16 protein-coding genes are annotated in these 21,448 nt (G+C 76.1%); 4 read left to right on the top strand and 12 right to left on the bottom strand.

From position 1 onward, the window contains the following. The 4 genes from HWY08_RS20750 to HWY08_RS20735 form a co-directional block, all read right to left on the bottom strand. Positions 1 to 659 (bottom strand): MaoC/PaaZ C-terminal domain-containing protein (locus HWY08_RS20750; RefSeq protein ID WP_176068838.1); only part of this gene is annotated, 659 nt, incomplete at its 3' end. Between the two features lie 8 nt (positions 660 to 667). Beyond that, the gene (locus tag HWY08_RS20745) at positions 668 to 1,102 is read right to left on the bottom strand and encodes a MaoC family dehydratase N-terminal domain-containing protein (RefSeq protein ID WP_176068836.1); all 435 of its coding nucleotides are present in this window, start codon (positions 1,100 to 1,102) and stop codon (positions 668 to 670) included. A 7-nt stretch (positions 1,103 to 1,109) separates the two neighbouring features. Further along, positions 1,110 to 2,096 carry an NAD(P)H-dependent amine dehydrogenase family protein gene (locus tag HWY08_RS20740; RefSeq protein ID WP_255499726.1) on the bottom strand — a complete coding sequence of 329 codons (987 nt, stop codon included), beginning with the start codon at positions 2,094 to 2,096 and terminating at the stop codon, positions 1,110 to 1,112. Between the two features lie 198 nt (positions 2,097 to 2,294). Next, complete coding sequence (locus HWY08_RS20735; RefSeq protein ID WP_176068834.1) at positions 2,295 to 3,020, bottom strand: TlpA family protein disulfide reductase; 726 nt, start codon at positions 3,018 to 3,020, stop codon at positions 2,295 to 2,297. 66 nt (positions 3,021 to 3,086) lie between these two features. On the opposite strand from HWY08_RS20735, the gene HWY08_RS22110 reads away from it, so the two are divergent. Further along, positions 3,087 to 4,088: a DUF4388 domain-containing protein gene (locus HWY08_RS22110; RefSeq protein ID WP_176068832.1), complete on the top strand. Its 1,002-nt coding sequence runs from the start codon at positions 3,087 to 3,089 to the stop codon at positions 4,086 to 4,088. A gap of 97 nt (positions 4,089 to 4,185) precedes the next feature. Here HWY08_RS22110 and HWY08_RS20725 read toward each other — a convergent pair whose 3' ends face one another. From HWY08_RS20725 to HWY08_RS20700, 6 genes are all read right to left on the bottom strand, one after another. After that, positions 4,186 to 6,174, bottom strand: a complete 1,989-nt coding sequence (locus HWY08_RS20725; RefSeq protein ID WP_176068830.1) for a hypothetical protein — start codon at positions 6,172 to 6,174, stop codon at positions 4,186 to 4,188. 115 nt (positions 6,175 to 6,289) lie between these two features. After that, complete coding sequence (locus tag HWY08_RS20720; RefSeq protein ID WP_235969732.1) at positions 6,290 to 7,363, bottom strand: penicillin-binding transpeptidase domain-containing protein; 1,074 nt, start codon at positions 7,361 to 7,363, stop codon at positions 6,290 to 6,292. A gap of 762 nt (positions 7,364 to 8,125) precedes the next feature. After that, positions 8,126 to 11,011, bottom strand: a complete 2,886-nt coding sequence (ppdK, locus tag HWY08_RS20715; RefSeq protein ID WP_176068828.1) for a pyruvate, phosphate dikinase — start codon at positions 11,009 to 11,011, stop codon at positions 8,126 to 8,128. 159 nt (positions 11,012 to 11,170) lie between these two features. Continuing rightward, the gene (locus HWY08_RS20710; protein WP_176068826.1) at positions 11,171 to 12,421 is read right to left on the bottom strand and encodes a glycosyltransferase family 4 protein; all 1,251 of its coding nucleotides are present in this window, start codon (positions 12,419 to 12,421) and stop codon (positions 11,171 to 11,173) included. A 66-nt stretch (positions 12,422 to 12,487) separates the two neighbouring features. Next, on the bottom strand, positions 12,488 to 13,543 hold the full coding sequence (locus HWY08_RS20705) for a 7-cyano-7-deazaguanine synthase (RefSeq protein ID WP_176068824.1): 1,056 nt from the start codon (positions 13,541 to 13,543) through the stop codon (positions 12,488 to 12,490). A gap of 1 nt (position 13,544) precedes the next feature. After that, a complete protein-coding gene (locus HWY08_RS20700; protein ID WP_176068822.1) occupies positions 13,545 to 13,796 on the bottom strand; it encodes a sulfurtransferase TusA family protein in 252 nt (83 codons plus the stop codon). A gap of 86 nt (positions 13,797 to 13,882) precedes the next feature. Here HWY08_RS20700 and HWY08_RS20695 point away from each other — a divergent pair, with 86 nt between their 5' ends. Then, on the top strand, positions 13,883 to 14,389 hold the full coding sequence (locus HWY08_RS20695; RefSeq protein WP_176068820.1) for a hypothetical protein: 507 nt from the start codon (positions 13,883 to 13,885) through the stop codon (positions 14,387 to 14,389). Positions 14,390 to 14,478: 89 nt separating this feature from the next. Next, positions 14,479 to 16,521, top strand: coding sequence for a DsbA family protein (locus HWY08_RS20690; protein ID WP_176068818.1), 2,043 nt, complete (start codon positions 14,479 to 14,481; stop codon positions 16,519 to 16,521). A gap of 3 nt (positions 16,522 to 16,524) precedes the next feature. Here HWY08_RS20690 and HWY08_RS20685 read toward each other — a convergent pair whose 3' ends face one another. Continuing rightward, on the bottom strand, positions 16,525 to 19,104 hold the full coding sequence (locus tag HWY08_RS20685) for a hypothetical protein (protein WP_176068816.1): 2,580 nt from the start codon (positions 19,102 to 19,104) through the stop codon (positions 16,525 to 16,527). Between the two features lie 8 nt (positions 19,105 to 19,112). After that, entirely contained in the window at positions 19,113 to 20,960 is a 1,848-nt protein-coding gene (locus HWY08_RS20680; protein WP_176068814.1) for a M28 family peptidase, read from the bottom strand. Between the two features lie 63 nt (positions 20,961 to 21,023). Between HWY08_RS20680 and panD the strand changes: the two genes are divergently transcribed. Continuing rightward, entirely contained in the window at positions 21,024 to 21,419 is a 396-nt protein-coding gene (panD, locus tag HWY08_RS20675) for an aspartate 1-decarboxylase (protein WP_176068812.1), read from the top strand. Positions 21,420 to 21,448: the final 29 nt, after the last annotated feature.

Raw genomic sequence — 21,448 nt, 5'->3', positions numbered from 1 at the left:
GCCGGCCGGGCGGGGGCGGGCGAGGCCGCCGCGGGGCGCGCCGCCGGATGCGGGGCGGCCGGGCGGGCCGGCGGCGGCCGGGGCGGCGGCGGCGGCGGGGGCCGCGCCTCGGTCCGGCGGGGCGGCTGCGCCCGCGAGAGCTTCGCGAGGTGCGCCTCCTCCTCCTGCGGCGTCACCACCAGCGGCGGCTGCCCGGCGCGCTGGCGCGCGTCGTCCTCGGCGCTGTAGTAGAGCTGCGCCGTGACGAGCCCCTTCACCACCAGCTCGCCGCGCTGGTTCTCGGTCCAGACCTCGAGGTCGATGGCGTAGACGCCGTTCCCCTCGAAGCGCCGGTCGACCAGGCGCCCGCGGCAGGTGAGGACGTCGCCCGGCCACACGATCTTGACGAACCGGGCGCTGTAGCGCCGGAGCCGGGCGCCGCGCAGCCAGTCGGCCACCAGCTCGGCGATGAAGCCCATGCCGAGCATCGCGGGCGCGAGCGCGCTCGGGAAGCCGGCGTTCCGCGCCAGGTGCTCGTCGACGTGCAGCGGGTTGAAGTCGCCGCTCGCGCCGGCGTAGCGCGCGATCTGGGTGCGGTCGACCGGCGGCTTGACGAGCGGCGGCAGCTCGTCGCCGACCTTGACCGCCTCGAAGTAGAGCTGTCGTGCCAGGAGCGCCATCGGTTCCCCTACCGCCGCAAGACGAAGGTGGCACGCGCGCGGAAGACGAGCGCGCCCTGCGGGTCGCGCCCCTCGTCCTCGAGCACCAGGATGTCCATCGGGCCGCTCGCGCCGGCGCGCTCCTGCACGTCGGCGACCCGAGAGACGACGGTGATGCGATCGCCCGCCACGATGGGCCGGCCGTACTCGAGCTGCTGCTCGCTCTGGAGCAGGGAGCGGGTGCCGAGGTCGAGCGCGTGCCGGAAGCGCTCGTTCATGGCGAGCGCGACCGGGAAGGTGGGCGGCGCCACCAGGCCGGAGAAGCCCGCCGCGCGCGCCGCCGCCTCGTCGGTGTAGATGGGGTTCGGATCGCCGAGCGCGTCGGCGAAGCGGCGGATGGCGCCCTTCTCCACCTCGTGCAGGACGGGCTCGCTCTCGCGGCCGATGAGCGACTTGTCGAGCATGTTCCCTCTAGCGCCCCGCCGGAAGGTCGAGGACGGTGACGAGCCCCTGCAAGAGCGACACGCGGAGGGCGGCGTTGACGGCGCTCCAGGCGGTGGCCTCGTCGCCCGGGAGCCCGCCTTCGACGCGCACCTTCACCGGCGGCCGGGCGTCGAGCTCCACCTCGTCGCGCGGGTCCTCGGCCCCGGCGGCGAGGACGAGCTCGAGCCGGACGCGCTCCGTCCCCTCCACGAACCCGCGCGCCACCTGGTGGACGCCGGCCACCTGCCCCGCCTTGACCGGCAGCGCCGCGGCGAGGTCCTCCTCGGCGATGAGCGGCGAGAGCTCCTCCTCCACCTCGTCGAGCTCGAAGCCGCAGCCGAGGGCGGCCAGCATCGCGGACTCGGAGAGCCCCACGTGGCCGAGCTCGCCGCGGTCGGCGGCGGCGTGGAACGCCTCCTCGTCGAGCCCCGCCCCCACCCGGCGCTGCAGGGCGGGGCGGCGGCGGGCGGTGTCCTGTACCCGCAGCGCGCGCACGTGGCGCACCGGCCCGGTCACCTGGGCCAGGAAGGCGGGGAGGCGGTCGAGGGCGAAGCCGGGGTTCACGCCCACGCCCACCACGGCGACCTGCCGCTCCTCGCACAGGGCGTCGAGCGCCTCGGCCTGCTCTTCGTGGTGGAGCCACGGGTAGGCGAGCTCCTCGCAGGTGGACACCACCGAGAGGCCGGCCTGCACGGCCGCCTCGAGCTGGGGCAGGACCGCCTCGAACGACGAGCCGGTCGCGTGCAGGAGGACGCCGCCGCGGGCGCGCGCGAGCGCCTGGCGAGCGTCGGCGGCGACGCTCAGGTTGGGCGCGCCTGGCCCGGCGAGCTCGGCGAGGCGCCGGCCGGCGTGGGCGGGGTCGACGGCGCCGACGAGCGTGAGCTCGGGTTGCTCGAGCACCGCGCGCGCGATGGCCTGGCCGATGTGCCCGAGGCCCATGACCACCACCGGGATGCCCTTCGACCCCTCCGCCACGCGAACCTCTCCGTCCCGCCGGCTGCCGGCGGCGCGTCCAGTCACCTGGGAAAACGCCGCGTTACGGAGCGTTTATAGCGGACGGCGGCGAAGGCCATCAAGGAAAACCCTCGTCACACGACGGCGGTGCCGGCGAGCAAGCGCCCGATTTTCCAGGTCATTCCAGGGGCCGACGCCCCCGGTGCGGCGCGGCGGGGGCTACCCGGCGATGACGAACTCCAGCCACTGCCGGAACCCCGGATCGGCCCAGTCGCGCGGCCCGACGATCATGGCGACGACCTTTCCGGAGCGGTCGACGATGTAGGTCTCGGGGAACTTCACGTCCGGGCAGTACCCGCGTGCGGCGCAGTAGAAGCTCCTGGCCGCCTGCGCGCCCTCGTCCCGGGCGAGCAGGAGCTCCTTGGGTGCCCCGCCGAACGCCTGCTTGAAGTAGGCGTGCACGGCCTCCCAGCCGTCGTCGCCCGACACGGCGACCATCTTGAAGCGCCCGGGGTGCGCCGCGGCCAGCGCCCGCCCGAGCTGCAGCATGGAGGGCATCTCCTGCACGCAGGGCGGACACCAGGTGGCCCAGAAGTTCACGAACAGCACCTGGCCGCGCAGGGCGGAGAGCCGGACCGGCTTCCCGTCGGCGCCGGTGACGGTCACGTCGGGCGCGGCCACGTCGACCGGGTGCGTGAAGGCGGCCTCGTCGAGCAGCCGGCCCTCGGCGGCGCGCGCCTCCTCGGGCGTGAACGCGTGGTGCGCGCCCGCCTCCGGCCCGGCGAAGGGCGGCGGCGCCGGGAGCGGCGCGGCGGCGCGACCGGGCGCCTTCGGCGCGGCGCCGTTCAGGGCCTGCGCGATGAGCAGGGCCACGGCCACCAGGCCCACCGCCAGCGCCGCCACCCAGGGCCAGCGGCGCCCCGATCTCGTCGAGTCGCTCGGCATCGTGGCCGATGTGTACACCGGGCGCCTCCTTGCCGCCAGCGGGCGCTTCTTGCGACACTCCGCGCGATGCGCGGCCTCATGGGCACCTTCGCCCTCATGCCCCTCGGAGAGCTGGTCGAGTTCCTGGCGCGCCGGCGCGCCTCGGGGAGCCTCTCCTGCGAGCGCGGCACGGTGAAGAAGACGGTCTTCCTGGTGGAGGGCGTGGCGGTCGGCGCGGCGTCCAACGATCCGCGCGAGTACCTGGGCCAGCTGCTCATGAACTTCGGTCACATCACCGAGGAGCAGCTCGCGAAGGCGTTCCAGACGCAGGAGGAGACGAAGATCCGGCTGGGCAAGGTGCTCACCATGGTGGGCGTGGTGACGCCGGAGGTCATCCGCGACACGCTCGGCATCAAGATCCGCGAGACCCTGCTCGACGCGTTCGTCTGGGACTCGGGCGTGTTCCGGGTGGACGAGACGCCCCCGCCGGCGCCCGACGAGCTCGACCCGCGCGTGCCGCTGGCCGACCTGGCCCGCGAGGCGGAGTTCCGCACCACCGCCTGGCAGGCGTTCCGCGCCCAGTTCCCGTCGGGCACCGCGGCGCTGGTGGTGGACGAGGCCAAGGTGCCACCCGACCTCGCGCCGGGCTCCGTGGACCGCCGCCTGCTGGAGCTGGCGCGGGAGGGCAAGACCATCGACGAGCTGGGGCTCGCGCTGCACGCCACCGACTTTCACCTGTACCAGCGGCTCTACGCGCTGCACCGCCAGGGCGTCCTGTCGGCAGGCGCCTCCCCCTCCGCCGCGCCGGGCCCCGACCCGGAGGGCGCCGAGCCGGAGGCCTCCTCCGCCGACGCCGCCGCCCGCCAGCTCCGCGAGGAGCTGCTCGACCCGCCCCGCACGCCGCGCCTCAAGGTGCGCGCGCACGAGGTGGCGCTCATGCGCCTCACCGCGGCGGAGAAGTACCTCCTCGGCCGCTGCGACGGCTCGCGCGACCTGCGCCAGATCATCCAGCTGGCCCCGCTCACCGAGCTCGAGGTGCTGCGCTCGGTGAAGAAGTTCGTCGAGGGCAGGCTGCTCGAGCTGGGGTGACCCCCGCCCTCCATCCCCCTCGCCCCGCGAAGCGGGGAGAGGGCGGGGAGAGGGGCCGCTCGGGGGACGGCCGGGCTCGCGACGCCTCTGCGGATCCCTACTGCGCCGGGGGCGTGGCGCAGACGCAGGTGCCCGTCGTGCCGCAGGCGAGGCCCGTCCCCACGTCCACGCAGCTGTAGCCGGTGCAGCACTTCGCGGTCGCGCTGCACGCCTGGTAGGTCGTGCCGCAGGTCGAGGGGGGCGTGCAGACGCCGTTCGTGCAGGTGTCGGTCGCGCTGCAGCACGGGAGTCCGCCGGAGCAGCTCTGGGTCGTGTCCGCGCACGCGGGCGCCGTCGTCGGCGCGACGCACTTGCCGCTCGTGGCTCCCGCCGGGATGGAGCAGGTGTCGGGCGCGCAGCAGTCGCCGTCCACCGTGCAGCTCGCGTTGGTCGCCTGGCAGGAGCCGCCGCCGGTCGTGCCGCCGCCGGTGCCGCCGCCGCTGCCCGCCCAGTCCGCGCACTTGCCGCCGGTGCAGGTGCCGCTGCAGCAGTCCGCCGCGGCCGCGCAGGCGCCGCCGGTGAGCTTGCAGGTCGGGGACGAGGTCGAGAGCAGGCAGGCGAAGAACGTCCCCGTCTCCCCGGCCGCCTTGCAGGTGAGGCCGGTGCAGCAGCTCGTGGTGTCGCTGGTCCCGTTGCACTTCGCGCCGAACGGCTGGCAGGCCGGGGTCGCGCTCCCGCCGCACCTCAGGACGCCGGTCGAGTCGGGCGCGCACGCCTCGCTGTTGCAGCACTGATCCGAGAACTGGCAGACCTGGCCCGGCTCGATGCAGCACTGCGGGTTCGTGCCGTCGTAGCCGGTCGGGCAACCGGTCGGACAGACGTTGTTGGGACAGCCGCCGAAGCAGCGCGCGATGCCGTTCGAGTCGGCCTTGCAGACGCTCTTCTTGCCGTCGCAGCAGTTCTGCGAGGCGTTGAACCCGCTGATCGCGCCGCAGATGTTGCCGGGCGGGTTGCACGCCGTGCCGTTGTTGCAGTCGTGCTTCCCGGTGACGTCACAGGTGACGCTGTAGCCGCCGGGGTTGATGGCGTCGGGCGAGCCGCCGCAGCAGGCGGCGGTCGAGTCGCAGTAGTCGCCGGTCATGCGGCAGCCGCCGGCCGGCTGGCACACCTTGGCGCCGGTGCCGAGGTCGACGCAGAGGCGCGAGCAGCAGGTCGACCCGCTGCTGCACGGGACCCCGCCCTGGGTGCAGCCGCCGGCCGCGTCCAGGCACCGCCCCGGCGCGCCGCCCGTCGAGGTGCAGATGCCGGAGCAGCAGTCCACGTTGCCGTAGCAGACGTCCCCGCTGGCGCTGCACGAGGAGGCCGGGACGCACTTCCCGCCCTGGCAGTTCGTCGAGCAGCACTGGGTGCTGGGGACGCCGTCCGTGCAGGCGTTCCCGAGCGTGGTGCAGGCGAGGGCGCCGCCGGCGGTCGTGACGGCGACGCACTGCCCGCCGGTGCACGTCCCCGAGCAGCACTGCGAGCCCGAGGAGCAGCTCTGGCCGACGGAGGCGCAGGCGCCGGTGGCGCAGGTGCCCGCGGGCAGGTTGCAGGTGAGGTTGCAGCAGTCGGCGTTGCCGGTGCAGGCGGCGCCCGCCGCGGCGCAGAACTGGGCCGAGCTGCAGTGGCCGGTGGCGGCGTTGCACGCGGTGGAGCAGCAGTCCGCGTTCGAGGAGCAGCTCTCGCCGCCGGGCTGGCACGCCGCCTTCGGCGCGGGCGCGGCGCAGACGCCGCTGGTGCACAGGCCGGAGCAGCACGCGCTGGCCGTGGAGCAGGCGACCCCGCCCGCCAGGCACTGGTTCACCGGCTCGACGCAGACGTTGGCCGCGCACTGGTTCGTGCAGCAGTCCGCGCTCGAGCCGCACACGAGCCCGGTGGCCTTGCACTGCGCCGGCCCGACGCAGGTGCCGTTGCACGCGCCGGAGCAGCAGTCGGAGGGCAGCGCGCACTTCGCGGCGATCGCGCCGCACGAAGGGCCGGCGGGCGAGCTCTTCGAGCCGCAGGCCAGGCCCGCGGCCGCGAGGGCCAGCGCAAGTACCGCGATGAAGGGGCGTCCGAGCGAGCGCATGGCCGCATCTTCCGCCGCCCGTGCGACGCAGGGCAAACCCCATCATTCACGCAGGGTGCGGCAGCGGGCTACCGGCGCCCACCTCGCCCCAGGGCGGCTCCAGCCGCCCACACGGTCAGCGGGCGCGGGCGGTGCGGACCACGCGGCCGCCCTCGGCCTCGAAGTAGGCCTTGAGGGCCTCGTGCGCGACCAGCGAGGCCTTGATGCGCCACAGCCGCTCGTTCACGACCACCGCCGCGACCGCCACCTGCGGGTCGTCCACCGGCGCGAAGCCCACGAACCAGGAGTAGTCCTTGTACGGGTTCGCGTCGGCCAGGCTGCCGGTCTTCCCGGCCACCGAGACCTCGCGCAGCGGCGAGCGGCGCGAGGCGCGATCGCGGCGGAAGATCTTGCGCGCGGTGCCCTCGGTGGTGGTGGTCGCCATCATGCGGGCGAGCGCCGCGGCCACCTCGGGGCGCAGCACCGCGCGCTCGCCGGCCGGCGCCGGCGCCGCGCCGCCCTCGACGGCGTCGACGACCCGCGGGGCGACGAACTTGCCGCCGTTCGCGACGATGGCGGCGAGCAGCGCGCCGTGCAGCGGCGAGAGCTTCACCGGGCCGAAGCCGGCGGCGGTGGTGGCGAACTCGAACGGATCGTCGGAGATGTGCGCCGGCGACGGCTCGACCGGCCAGTCGAACGGGATGGCGGCGTCGAAGAGGAGCTTGCCGGCCTCGGCGCGGAGCAGGTCGGCCGAGAGCTCCCGGCCCGCCATCTTGGCGAAGACGACGTTGGCGCTCTTCCCCAGCGCGGAGGCGAGCGTGAGGCACACGCGGTCGCGGCGCGGGTTATCGCTGAGGAGCGCCTTCTGGATCCGGTGGCGCCCGCCGTGGAAGCAGACCTCCTGCTCGGGCGTGAGCCCCTTCTCGAGCAGCGCCGCGCTGGTGACGATCTTGAAGACGCTCGCGGCCGGGGCGACCGGCGAGAGGGCGACGCGGCCGCGAGCCCCGCGCTCGCTGTGCTCGGCGAGGGCGAGCACGCGCCCCGTGCCGGGCTCGAGCAGCACCGCCGCGCCCACCGGGACGCGGTAGTCGGCGAGGAGCTTCTCCAGCCCCTGCTGGAGCCGCGGGGAGATCGTCAGCGAGGCGCGCCCCGCGCCGTACGGGGCGGTGTACCGCCCGAGGCGCGGGTCGTAGGTCATGGCCCCGAGCACGGGCTGCGCCCCGGCGGGTGCGGGCGCAACGCTTGCGGTCGGGGTTCCCGCCGCGGTGGCAACTTTGACCGCCCCATCGAGCGCCTGCTCGGTCGCTTTTTCAGGCTCGGCGCTGGCGGACGCCCGGTGAGCCCCGAGGGCGAGGAAGGCGAACAACGCGAGGCACGGGGCGAGCAGCCAGGGAGCGAGGCGAGAGCGGGACATTTTTCCGGGACGAGTGTGGCGGGAGGTGGGAGGGCCGTCAAAAAAGCGCCCCGCGGTACGGCGGGGCAGCTCACGGCGAAGCAAGCGATGGGCCACGGCGGGCGGGCGGCTGGGCGACGCCCCGCCTCCGGACGGAGAGGCCCCTCCCCAGTGGGGAACTCAGGGCCGCGCGAAACGCTGGCAGCGGTTCCGAGCGGGGCGGCGGGGTGGCCCTCCTGCGTCGCTCCGGACGACCTATCGGCTGGGTACGGCGGCCGGGGCAGAAACGCGCGGAAGCCGGGCAACGCATCGTGCCGCGCCGACACGGCGCACGAGGTCCACGCGCCGGCGCGGCACCGGCGTTGCTGGCGGCAGTACGGCGGGCGGGAGTCGCACGCAGGTCGACCTGCGCTCCTTCGGAGGGCCACCCCGCCGCCCCGCTGGCGGGCGTTGCCGTCCGCACGACGCGCTCGAGGTCGAGGTCGAGGTCGCGCGATCACCGCTCCCCTGACCCCGCGAGGCGGGGCCAGGGGCCGGAGGAGAGGGGCCGCCCTCCACCGCCCGCGGGTCAGCGGCGGATCAGGCCCGCGCCTGCGGCCGCGCCCGCGTCCGCTTCTTGCGCGGCTCCTTGGCGGGCTTCACCCCGGGCACCGCCAGGGCGCGGTTGGTGGCGCGCGCCTTTTCGCCGCCGCGGCCGTTCGCCTTGGCCGGGCGCGCCGGCTTCACCGGGTGGGCCGCCGCCTGCTCGCGCAGCGCGGCCTGCGCCGCCGCCAGGCGCGCGATGGGGAGCCGGTACGGCGAGCAGGAGACGTAGTCGAGCCCGAGCTGGTGGCAGAACTCGACCGAGCTGGGGTCGCCGCCGTGCTCGCCGCAGATGCCGATCTTGAGGTTTGGCTTGGTCCGGCGGCCGCGCTCGACCGCGAGGCGCATGAGCTCGCCGACCCCCTCGCGGTCGATGGTGACGAACGGGTCCACCTCGTAGATGCCGTTCTCGAGGTAGCTCTGCAGCACCGTCCCCACGTCGTCGCGCGAGATGCCGAAGGTGGTCTGGGTCAGGTCGTTCGTGCCGAACGAGAAGAAGTCGGCCACCTCGGCGATCGGGCCAGCGCAGACCGCGCCGCGCGGCACCTCGATCATGGTGCCGACCGTGTACCTCACCCGCGCCCCGCGCTCGGCGAAGACCGCCTCGGCCACCGCCCGCACCCGCGCCGCCTGGTGCTCCAGCTCCTTCTTGGCGCCGACGAGCGGGATCATGACCTCCGGCTGGACCTCGAGCCCCTCGGCCGCCACCTCGCAGGCCGCCTCGAAGATGGCGCGCGCCTGCATCTCGGTGATCTCCGGGTAGGAGATGCCGAGCCGGCAGCCGCGGTGGCCGAGCATGGGGTTCGCCTCGTGCAGCTCGTCGATGCGGGCGCGCACGTGCACCTCGGACTTGCCGGTGGCGCGCGCCAGCTCGGTGATGCCGTCCGGGTCCTGCGGCAGGAACTCGTGCAGCGGCGGGTCGATGGTGCGGATGGTGACCGGCCGGCCGCCCATGGCGCGGAAGATCCCGGCGAAGTCCTCGCGCTGGAGCGGCAGGAGCTTCGCCAGGGCGGCGCGCCGCTCGGCCAGCGTCTCGGCCACGATCATCTCGCGCATGGGGCCGATCTTCCCCTCGCCGAAGAACATGTGCTCGGTGCGGCAGAGGCCGATGCCCTGCGCGCCGAACGCCACCGAGACGGTGGCCTGGTCGGGCTGGTCGGCGTTGGCGCGCACCTTGAGGCGGCGCGCCCTGTCGGCCCAGCCGAGCAGCTTCGCGAACTGCTGGTACACCGGCGCCGAGGACGGCTCGCGGGTCTTCTCGATGAGGACCTGCATCACCTCGGAGGGCGTGGTCGCGAGCGAGCCCTCGATGACCTCGCCGGCGGTCCCATCGATCGAGATCCAGTCGCCCTCGCGCAGCACCTTCGGGCCGCGCGCGGTGGCGACGGTCATGGTGCGCGCGTGGTAGTCGAAGCTGAGCGCCTCGCAGCCGACGATGGCGACCTTGCCCATCTGCCGCGCCACGAGCGCCGCGTGCGAGGTCATCCCGCCGAAGGCGGTGAGGAAGCCCTGGGCCGCGTTCATGCCGCGGATGTCCTCGGGGCTCGTCTCGTGGCGCGCCAGCACCACCTGCTCGCCCCGCGCCTTCCACGCCTCGGCGTCCTCGGCGAAGAAGACCACCCGGCCGGCGGCGGCGCCCGGTCCGGCCGGCAGCCCGCGGGCGAGCAGCCGCCCCTCGTCCACGGCGCGGAGCCGCGCGGCGTCGTCGAAGATGGGCCGGAGCAGGTGGTTGAGCGCCGCCGGGTCGACCCGCAGCACCGCCTCCTCGCGCGAGATGAGCCGCGCGTCCGCCATCTCCACCGCGATGCGCACCGCGGCGAGGCCGGTGCGCTTCCCCGACCGCGTCTGCAGGAGGTAGAGCCGCCCGCGCTCGATGGTGAACTCGATGTCCTGCATGTCGCGGTAGTGGCGCTCGAGCTTGGCGCGCGCGTCCTCGAGCTGGCGCGCGATCTCGGGGAAGCGCGCCGCCAGCTCGGAGATCTTCTGCGGGGTCCGGATGCCCGCCACCACGTCCTCGCCCTGCGCGTTGACGAGGAACTCGCCGTAGAACTCGTTGCGGCCGTCGGCCGGGTTGCGGGTGAAGGCCACGCCAGTGCCGGAGTCCTCGCCCATGTTGCCGAACACCATCGCCTGGACGGTGACGGCGGTGCCCCACTCGGCGGGGATGGCGTTGAGCCGCCGGTAGGCGATGGCGCGCTCGTTGTCCCAGGAGCGGAACACCGCCTCGATGCCGGCCACGAGCTGCTGCATGGGGTCGTCCGGGAAGTCGATCCCCTTGCGGCGCTTCACCTCGGCCTTGAACTCGACCACCAGCTCCTTCAGGGCGGACACCGGCAGCTCGGCGTCGAGCTTCGCGCCGTGGGCGCGCTTCTTCCGCTCCAGGATCACCTCGAACGGGTCGCGGTCCTCCTTGCGCTCCGGCTTCATGCCCAGCACCACGTCCCCGAACATGGCGCAGAAGCGGCGGTAGCTGTCCCAGGCGAAGCGCTCGTTCTGGCTGCGCTTCGCGAGCCCCACCACCGTGCGGTCGTTGAGCCCGAGGTTGAGGACCGTGTCCATCATGCCCGGCATCGAGACGCGCGCGCCGGAGCGGACCGAGACCAGCAGCGGGTCGTCGGCGCTACCGAACCCCTTGCCGGTGAGCGCCTCCACCTTGCGCAGCGCCGCCTCGACGCCCGGGAGCACGTCCTTGGGGAGCTTCTTCCCCCCCTTGTAGAAGGCCACGCAGACGTCGGTGGTGATGGTGAAGCCGGGCGGGACGAGCAGCCCGATGTTCGACATCTCCGCGACGCCGGCGCCCTTCCCGCCGAGCAGGTCCTTCATGTCGCGATTGCCCTCGGCCTTCCCCCCGCCGAAGGAGTAGATGCGCTTCACTGCGGCCATGGTGGACTCCGTTCTGGGACTGCGCGCCGGATGCCGAGGGAATCGAAAGCCTTACCGGCTCGCGAGGAAAGTCCCCCGAGCTGGCGTGTGGCACAGCAGACCACCCAGGCCCGTGATCCCGCCTTGACGGTGGTCAGGGCCGACCGGCACCTCGGGGCGTCAGCCGAGGAACGGGTGCTGGTCCCGGCCCTCGCCGTCCCGGGCCGGCCGCCCCGCGCGCCCGGCCGGCCGGCCGCGGGCGCTGCCGGCGCGCGGGCCCGCGCCGCGCAGCGCCTCCGCCAGCACGTCGCCGAGGCGCCGCGCGACCTCGCTCCAGGTGAACCGCGCCAGGACGCGCTCCCGGCCGCGGGCGCCCATGGCGCGCGCCTCGTCCCGTCGGGCGAGGAGCCGCTCGAGCGCCGCCGCCAGGGCGACCGGGTCCGCCGGCGGGACGAGCAGCCCGGTCCGGCCGTGCTCGACGAGCTCGGGGATGGCCTCGACGCGCGTCCCGACGCACGGCACGGCACAGGCCATCGCGTCGAGGAAGGCGAGCCCGAACGGCTCGCGCAGCGCCGGCAGCGCGAAGACGGAGGCCCGCGCGAAGAGCCCGGGCAGCGCCTCGAGGGGCTCGGGCCCGAGCTGCAGGACGCCCTCCGGCATGAGCCGCAGGCGCCGCGGGCCGACCACCAGCAGGCGCGCCCGGGGCCGCGCGCGCCGGAGCCGCACGAAGGCGTCGAGCAGCACCGGCCCGCCCTTCCGCTCGAAGTCGCGGCCGACGAAGAGGACCGTCTCGCCGTCGTCCGCGCGCTCCACCTCGCGCGGGAGCACGTTCGCGCCGGCGCCCACCACGTGCGTGCGCTCCGCGGCCGCGCCGTAGTCCTCCACCGCCGACCGCGCGGCGTGGCGCGAGAAGGCCGCCAGCGCCGCCGCGCCGCGGTAGGTCTCGCCCTCGCGGGCGCGCCAGGCCTCGCCCCAGGCCGGCGGAGCCGGGAGCCCCGCCGCCGGCTCCGCGCCGTGCCGCTCCGCCAGCGCGCGCGTGTGGTCCAGGTAGACGACGTAGGGCCGGAGCGGCGGGCGTCCGGGCGCGAACAGCGCACCATTCTGCAGCACGACGTCCGGGGCGAGGGGCAGCCCGGCCAGCATCTCCCCCACGAACCCGGAGTGCACGTCGAACGCGAAGGGCGTGTTCCACCGGTAGCCGAGCGCGCGGTCGCCGAAGCGGGCCGCCGCCGCCGCCAGGTGGAGCAGCACCGCGGGCGTGACCCGCGGGCGACCGGTCACCCGGTCGCGCAGCTCGAGCGGCCCGCGGCCGAAGACCGGGATGACCCGGTGGCCGCGCGCCTCCAGCGCCTCGGTCACGCTGGCGGTGACGCCGCTCTGCTCGCCGTAGTGGATGTACGCGATCGTCAGGTGCCGCCGGCTCTCGCGCACGCGCCCCGCCTCCACCACGAAAGGTGGGGGCGGCGGGCGCGCGCGGGAAGCCCGGCCGCGCGCGCGTCAGACCCGGAGGGCCTCGATGCGCGCCTCGTCGAGCTCGGGCTGGACCTCGTACTCCTCGACGAGCTCGCCCTCGCGCCACTCCACCTTCACCAGCGGCAGGTCCTTGCCCTTGCCGTAGCGGGCGACGATGCGGGAGGCGAGCTGGCGCTCCTCCCACGTCGGCTCGCCCTCCACCAGCGCCACCGGGCCCGGCAGGTCCTTCACCTCGAGGCGCGCCCGGCCCTCCAGGTGGTGCTCGAGCAGCGCGTTCTCCACCTCGCTCCGGCCCACCACGAGCTTGGCGCGGGGCGAGAGCCGGAAGTGACGGCCGGTGGAGAGGAGGACGACGTCGTCCGGGTCGAGGCGCCGCGCCTCGCCCGCCTGCTCGCGCGCGTCGAGCACGTCGAAGAACTTCCGGGCGAAGCTCTCGTCGGTGAGGTAGCAGCACCCGCCGGCGGGCTGCGGCCAGTCGGCGAGGCCGAGCTCGCGCGCGAGCGCCATCTGCCGCAGGCGCGAGCGGCCGCTGATGTCGAGCAGCCGGCTGCGGTCCACCAGCCCCTGCTGCTCGGGGGCGGTGGGGGGCAGGAGCTGGGCCGACAGCGGCCGGAGCAGGCGCCCGTCGAGCCCGCTGTCGCGCTCGATGATGCGCAGCGTGTCGCGGCGCTGGCTCTTCGGGCGCTGGCCGAGCACCTCGCCGGTGAAGACGAAGGCGGCGCCCTCCGCCTCCATGATCTCCTTCGCCCGGCGCATCATGAAGACGCGGCAGTCGACGCACGGGTTCGCGTTCTGCCCGTACCCGTACCGCGGGTGAACGAGCATGTCGAGGTAGGCGCCGCCGGAGATGTCGACGTACTGGATGTCCACGTCGAGGTCGGCCGCCGCCCGCAGCGCCTCGTTGCGCGGCACGGTCCCGTCGGCGCGCCCGCCCTTGCGGCGCTGCGTCTCGGTGATGCAGAAGCCGGTGTAGAAGCTGACCGCCTTCACCTCGATGCCCTGGCGCTTCACCAGCGCCACCGCCAGCGTCGAGTCGAGGCCGCCGGAGACGAGCCCGATCGCCTTCACCTTGGTGGTCATGTCACCGCCCTCGCTTGCGCAGGTAGCTCTTCCAGGCCGCGCCGTCCTTGAAGGTGGCGAGGTGCTCGTGGTGCATGGCCCGGCACCACATCGGCATGTCGGTGGCGATGCCCGGGTCGGTCGCGACCACGAGCAGCACCGCGCCCTCCGGGAGCGCGCGCACCGCCCGCGCCGTCTCCACGATCGGGAACGGGCAGAGCGTGCCGGACGTGTCGAGCGTCCGATCGGGCGTGGGCAGCGACGGCGGCGCCATGGGAGGGCGGTTCTACCGGTGCCGGCGCGCGCCCGCAATCGGGCTCGGCTTGCCGCTCTCCGGGACGGGCGGTAGGCTCCCCGCCCGTGAAGATCCCCCTCCTCGCCTCGCTCTGCGCCCTCGCGCCGGCCCTCGCGCTCGCCCAGCCCGCGCCGGCCGCCGGCCCGGCGGGCGCCGGCGCCAGCGGGTGGGTGGTGAGCGTCGGCGTCGGCGGGGGCGTCGTCGCGGACGGCGGCGCGCAGTACGCGTCCGCGGGCCTGTTCGAGGGCGAGCTCGGCGCCGGCTACGAGGTCGGGCTCGGGCTGCGCCCCGAGCTGTCGGTCGCGCTCGGCCTCGCGCCCTCGACCCACCTCGCCCTCCGCCCCGGCCTGCACTGGGATCTCCCCGACCTGCCCCTCTACGTCCGCGGGGCGCTCGACTGGTCGTCCCTCGAAGGCTCGGGCGACTGGCGCTGGCTCCTCACCGGCTGCGGCGCCGCGGTGCAGCTCACCGACGTGCTGGGCGGCTTCGCCGAGGCCGACCTGGGCCTGCCACTCGTCCACTCCGCCGGCGTCGGCGTGCTCGTCCGCGCCGGCGTCTCGTTCCGCCTCTGAGTCGCACCTCGGCCCCGTTTGAGGCTGGCCCCGCGATCTGTTTTCATGGCGGCGACGCGCCGTCACTCCTCCGAAGAGAAGGGAAGTCCATGAAGAAGGCGAGCTGGATCATCGTGCTGCTGGTGGGCCTCGTCATCGGCGTCACCGCCGACCGCATGCTGGGAGGCGCCGGCAGCGGCCCCCGGCCCGCGCCGCGCCCGGCCGCGCCCGCCCCGGCGGCGCCGCCGGTCGAGGACCCGCGCGCGGTGTACCGCGTGCCGGTCGACGACACCCCGCTGCGCGGCCCCGCCGACGCGCTCGTGACCATCGTGGTCGCCTCGGACTTCCAGTGCCCGTTCTGCAAGCGCGTCGAGCCGACGCTGCAGGCGATGGTCGACGCCTTCCCGGGCAAGGTGCGCCTGGCCTGGAAGCACCAGCCGCTGCCCATGCACGCCAAGGCCATCCCGGCGGCGGTGGCGGCGGAGGAGGCGCGGGCCCAGGGCGGCGACGCGAAGTTCTGGGCCATGCACGACAAGCTGTTCGAGCTCTCCCCGGCGCTCGACCGCCCCGACCTCGAGCGCGCCGCGCGCGAGGTGGGCGTCGACCCGGCCGGCGTGGACGCCGCGCTCGACCAGGGCAAGCACCTCGATCGCATCCGGCGCGACCAGGCGCTGGTCCAGGGCCTGGGCGTGCGCGCCACCCCCACGATGTTCGTGAACGGGCGGAAGGTGGAGGGGGCGCTGCCCCCCGAGCAGCTCCGCCCCGTCGTGCAGCAGGAGCTGGAGAAGGCCGAGGCGATGGTCGCCGCCGGCGTGAAGCCGCAGGACGTCTACGCGAAGATCCTGGAGAAGGGCGCCACCGCGGTGGTGTACCAGGGCGGCGCGCGCCCGGCCGCCCCGAGCCCGGCCGCCGCCGCGCCCTCCGCGCCGCCGACCCCCTCGACCACCGCGGTGCAGGTCCCGCTGCGCGCCGACGACCCGTCCCGCGGCGCGGCCGGCGCGAAGCTCACCGTGGTCCTCTTCAGCGACTTCCAGTGCCCGTTCTGCGCGCGGGTCGAGCCGACCGTGAAGCAGATCGAGCAGGCCTACCCCGGCGCGGTGCGGGTGGTCTGGAAGCACCAGCCGCTGCCCGCCACCATGCACCCGCAGGCGCGCCCCGCCGCCGAGGCCGCCGAGGCGGCCCGCGCCCAGGGCAAGTTCTGGGAGATGCACGACCAGCTCTTCGCGCACCAGCGCGAGCTCTCCGCCGAGCTCTACCCGCGGCTCGCCCGCGAGCTGGGCCTCGACGCGGCGCGGTTCGAGAAGGACCTCGCCGCCCACGCCGGCGCCGCCCGCATCGACGAGGACCAGCGGGTGGCCGGGCAGGTCGGCGCGAACGCCACCCCCACCTTCTTCATCAACTGCCGGCGCGTCGAGGGCGCCTACCCGTTCGACAGCCTGAAGCCGATCCTGGCCGAGGAGGTCAAGAAGGCGGACGCGCTGCTCGCGAGCGGCACCCAGCCGGCCGCGCTCCACGAGGCGCTCTGCAAGGACAACGTGCGCGCCTTCCCGGCCGGCGCGGCGCAGGGCGCCCAGCCCGGCGCCCCGCAGCCCGGCCAGCGCGCGGCGGTGCCGCTCCGGCCGGACGACCCGGCGCAGGGCCCGGCGGCCGCGGCCGTGACGGTGGTCGAGTTCTCCGACTTCCAGTGCCCCTACTGCGCGCGCGCCACGCCGGCCGTGAAGCAGGTCGAGGAGGCCTACCCGCGGGACGTGCGGGTGGTGTGGAAGCACCTGCCGCTGTCGTTCCACGCCAACGCCATGCCGGCGGCGCTGGCGGCCGAGGCGGCGCGCGCGCAGGGCGGCGCGGCCAAGTTCTGGGCCATGCACGACAAGCTCTTCGCCGACCAGGCCGCGCTCTCCCCCGCCGCGTACACGCGGTACGCGCGGGAGCTCGGGCTCGACGTCGCCCGCTTCGAGCGGGACCTGGCCGACCCGCGGCTCCGCGCCCGCGTCCAGGACGACGCGCAGCTGGCGCAGCGGCTCGGGGTGAACGGCACGCCGACCTTCCTCGTCAACGGCGAGTCGGTGGTCGGCTCCGCGGCCCTGCGGCCCGCCGTCGAGCGGGCGCTGCAGGCGGCGCGGGCGCCCGCTCCGGCGCGCGCGGCGGCGCGCTGAGCCTCACCCCTCCCGCCCCTCGAGCCACGCGCGCGCGAAGTGGCGGAAGAGCTCGGCCGGGCCGCCCTGGTCCGCGCCGAGCTCCCACACCGCCACCGCGCCGAGGCCCTTGAACTCGGCGTCGCCGACCCGCCGGAACAGCTCGCGCGGCGCGTGGCCCGCGTCGAAGGTGGCGACGAGCTCCAGCGGCGCCTCCCCGTAGAAGAACCGGCTCGCCAGCGCGGCCGGGATCGCCTCCGGCCGGAGCACCACCCGGCGCAGCTGGCGCGCCTCCTTGACCGCGTCGAGGAAGGCGGTGAGCGCCTCCTCCGAGAGCGCCGCCCCGCCGTTGTAGATCTGCCCCGGGCCGCCGCCGTCCGGCTGGGCCGCGCGGAGGACGGCGTCGCGCACCGGCGGCCCGAGCGCGCGCAGCGCCCCCTGCACGTCCCCGCCCGCCGCCGCCGCCAGCGCGGCGCGCTCGAGCGCGGGCGGCACGGCGAGGACCAGCGGCCGCTCCACGAAGACGCTCCAGGCGTGGGCCAGCGCGGGCGCGCCGCGCGCGAGGCGCGCCGCCGCGAGCGCGGCGTCGGCGCGGGCGCGGGCGGCGCCGTCGCGCGCGGTGCCGCGGGCCGACTCGTTGATCTTGTCGGCGATGGCGACGCGGTTCGGGCCGAACACCTCGTCGTCGATGAGCACCGTGACCGGCGCCGCGCCGAAGGAGATGAACACGCCCGCCTCGAGCCCCTCGCCCCGGGCGCGGGCCAGCGCCCGGGCCCGCTCCTCGCGGAGGGCGGCCGCCTCCTCGCCGTGCCGCGCCGCCTCGGCGGGGCGGCCCGCCGCCCGGGCGGCCTCCGCGCGCTCCCCGGCGCGCGCCACCGCCTCGTCGTAGCGCGCCGCCAGCGCCGCCAGCTGCCGCGCCACCGCCTCCGAGGAGAGCTCGCGCGCGAGCCGCGCCTCGTACCCGGCGAGCAGCCGCCGGATCTCCGCCGCCAGCCCCACGAGCGCCTCGATGTCGCCGGAGAGCGAGATGGCGTCGCCGAGCAGGTTGTTCACCGAGATGCCGCCGCGGTCGGCCAGGTGCGGCATGCCCGCGAAGAAGCTCTTCGCCGCGTTGAGGATGGGCCGGTAGAACTCGTTGCGCAGGAACTCCGCCATGGGCGCCGGCCCGAGCATGCCGGTGCGGCGGGTGAAGTCCTTCACGTCGGCGAAGAGGTGCGCCAGCGGGCGCGCCGCCGCCGCGCGGAGGATCGGGCCGGGGCGAGCGGAGATGCGGTACAGGCGGCCGGCCTCCCACTCCCCCTCCACCCCGCCCTCGGCCTCGGCGCCGGTCCGCACCGAGAGCGCCCGGCGGGCCGGGGCGAGGAGCGCCTCCAGCGCCAGGTCGGCGGCGTGCGCGAGCAGCGCGCGGGCGTAGGCGCTCCGCGCCGCGTCGCGGCCGAGCCCCGCCGCGGCGGCCGGCCCCTGCGGCGCCCAGGCGCGCGCCGCGTGCTGCAGCGCCGCCACCCCCGCGCCGCCTGCCCCGGGCAGCGCGCCGAGGCCCGCCGCGCGCGCGGCCACCTCCTCGCGGCCGCGCCCGTCGGCGCAGGCCGCGGCGAGCGCGCCCGGGGCGGCCAGCAGCGCGCGGAGCTCCGCGGCCCGCTCCCCGCGCCCGGCCACCTCGGCCGCCAGCACCACCTCCCGCAGCGCGCCGCGCAGGAACCCCACCGCCGCGGCCTCCTCGCAGCGGCGCGCCAGCTCCTCGTCCGCGCCCAGCTCGCGCTCGAGGTCGGCCTGCACCGCCTCCGGCGCCTCGCCCGCGAGGCGCCGGGCGAGGCCCTCCGCGCGCTCGAGGCCCGGCCCGAGCTCGCACCCGCCGAGCGTCGCGCCGGCAGGGCCGCCCGGGCCGGCGAGGAGCGCGCCCGGCGAGAGCGCCGCCTCGAGCTTCACCAGCAGCGGATCGGACGCGGCGCGGCCGGAGGCGCGCCAGGCGCGCGCGAGCCCGGTGCGGGCGGCCACCCAGAGCCCGAGCAGCGCGCCGGCGCGCAGGTAGCGGTCGAGCGGAGGGCGCGGCAGCACCTCGGCCAGGCGCGCGTCGGCGGCCGCGAGCTCGCCGAAGAGCGCGAGCAGGGCGAGCCAGGGCGTCTCCTCGCCCCCCGCCCCCTCCAGCTCGGCGAAGGCCTGGCCCAGCACCTGGATGACGAGGCCGGTGAGCGAGCGCCCGCGCCCGCCGGGGCCCATCCAGGCGCACACCACGCCGCCCTCGAGCGCCGGGTGGGCGAGCGCGCCGAGCTGCGCCGCCGCCTGCAGGTCGGCGCCGCCGCCCGAGGGGCCGAGCAGCTCGGCGCTGGTGGGCAGCGAGGCGTAGCCCTCGGTGAGGAGGAGCCCCTCGAGGTCGTCGGCCGGCACGAAGCGCCGGTGCTGCGACGCGAGCAGCAGCGCCAGCTCGGTGGCGGCCCCGCGGACGATGGCGCCCGCCTCGGGCGTCACCTGCACCGGGATGTGCAGGTCGGAGAGCGAGGTGCCGAGCGAGAAGCGCAGCCGGGCGGGGTCGAAGCGGAGGAGCTCGCCGCCGGCGCGGGCCGCGGCGAGGAGCTGGAGGCGGCGCTCGGCGAGGGTGGAGGGCACGATCGCGGTCAGCGGCGCTCGCCCAGCGTCACCTGCGCCCGCCGGGTCGCGCCTCCCTGCACCCATACCACCTCCACCACGTCGCCGGCGCGGTGCGAGCGGAGGGCCGCCGCCAGGTCCTCGAGGCCCATGAGGCGGGTGGCGCCGATCTGGAGGAGGACGTCCCCGCGCCGCACGCCCGCCTGCTCCGCCGGGCTCCCCGGCTTCACCGCCGAGACGGCCACCCCCGGCTCCTTCCGCGCCTCGAAGTCGGGGATGGTGCCGAGGTAGGCGCCGTAGCCGCGGGCGCGCTCGCCGGGCCCGCCCGCGAGGGCGCCGGGCGGCGGGGCGGTCCGCACCACCTCGAACCGCGCCGGCGCGTCGGCCGCGTCGCGCACCGCGCGGGCGGCGAGGCGCGCCACGGCGGCGAGGCCGGCGGCGTCGAGCTTGTCGGCGGTGTCGCTCGGGCGGTGGTAGTCGGCGTGCGCCCCGGTGAAGAGGAACAGCACCGGGACCCCGGCGGCGAAGAAGCTGGTGTGGTCGGACGGGCCGTAGCCGCTCCCGCCGAAGGCGAGCCGCAGCGGGATCGGCGGCGCGGCCGCGGCGAGCCGCGCCGCGCGCTCCTGGCCGCCGCGGGCGGTGTCCGCCCCCTGCACGTACACCTTCCCCTCCTGCGGGCGCCCCACCATGTCGAGGTTCACCATGAGCTGCTCCGCCTCGGGCGCGCAGCCGGCCGGCGGGTGCTTCACGAAGAAGCTCGAGCCGAGCAGCCCGAGCTCCTCGCCGCTGAAGGCGGCGAAGGCGACGGTCCGGCGCGGCGGTGGGCCGCCGGCGAGCGCGCGCGCCACGCCGAGGAGCGCCGCCACGCCGCTGGCGTTGTCGTCCGCGCCGGGGTGGACGGCGTGGACGCCGGGCGCGAGCGAGGTCTCGCCGCCGTAGCCGAGGTGGTCGAAGTGCGCGCCCAGCACCACGCACCCGGCGGCGGAGTCGGCGCCCCGCAGCAGGCCCACCACGTTCTCGGTGCGCGCCTCCTCCTGCGCCACCCCGGCCGCGAGGCGCGCCGCGATCCCCAGCGGCCGCGAGCGGGGCCGCCGGTCGAGCTGGGTGGGCGCGGCCAGCGCCGCCGCGTCGACCCCGGCCGCGCGCAGGGCGGAGAGCGTGACGCGCGCGGCCAGGATCCCGGCCCGCGACGAGACCTGTCCGCGCCACGGCTCGAGCGCGTCCGGGCCGGGGTGGTTCCAGTCGTCGCGGACCGCCAGGATCGCCGCCGCGCCGTGGTCGCGCGCGTTCATCGCCTTGGTGCGCCACTCGCCCAGGTGGTAGCGCTGCGGGTCGCGGAACGGCGAGGCCGGGTCGCGCTCGTCCGGGAAGTGCGCCGCCACCAGGACGACCTTCCCCTTCACCTCGAGGCCGGCGTAGTCGTCGTAGCCGACCTCGGGCGCGGTGATGCCGTACCCGGCCCAGACGAGCTCCCCCTCGGCGGCGCCGTCGGCGCTGAAGGTGAAGGGCTGGAAGTCCTGGCCGAGCGCGAGCGCGCGGCCGCCGACGCGGAGCGCGTTCTCGCCCGCGAGCTTCGCCCCCACCGGCGCCTCGAACGGCTGCAGGTAGCCCTCGCTGCCGCCCGGGGCGAGGCCGAGCTCGCGCATCCGGCCGGCGATGAAGGCGGCGGCGGCCGCGTTGCCCGGCGTGCCGACGCCGCGGCCGGTGCGGGCGGGGTCGGCGAGCCAGGCCGCGTCGCGGAGGAGATCGCCCGGCTGGATGAGGGCGTCCGCGGTCCCGTTCGCGGTCCCGTTCGCGTTCCCGGTCGCGGTCGAGGTCGCGGTCGAGGCGCAAGCGAGGGCCGCCAGGGCGGCCACCAGGGCTCGGTGCGTTCGCATCGCGGACACCTATCCCGCCCTCGGCGCTTGCGCCTCACCGCCACAGGGCGTTAAGACAGTTCGATGCGCCGGACCTTCTTCAAGTCCAAGATCCACCGCGCGACCGTCACCCAGGCCGACCTCCACTACGAGGGGTCGGTGACGATCGACGAGGACCTCATGGACGCCGCCGCCATCGCCGAGTACGAGGCGGTGCACATCTGGAACATCGCCCGCGGCACCCGGCTGCAGACCTACGCGCTCAAGGGCGCGCGCGGCTCCGGCGTCATCTGCATCAACGGCGCGGCGGCGCACCTCAACCAGCCGGGCGACCTCGTCATCCTGGCCACCTTCGCCGAGCTGGACGAGGCGGAGGCGCGGGCGCACAAGCCCAAGGTCGTGCTGGTGGACGCGAAGAACCACATCACCGCCCGGGACGTGGCCGAGGTGCCGGGCCCGGCGCGCAGGGTGACCGCGTGAGCGCCCGGGTGCTACTTTGGCGCGTCTCC

The sequence above is a fragment of the Anaeromyxobacter diazotrophicus genome (genome assembly GCF_013340205.1).
Taxonomy (GTDB): Bacteria; Myxococcota; Myxococcia; order Myxococcales; family Anaeromyxobacteraceae; genus Anaeromyxobacter_A; species Anaeromyxobacter_A diazotrophicus.
The sequence above is the reverse complement of the archived record's forward strand: the minus strand, read 5'-3'. Positions and strand labels throughout refer to the sequence as shown.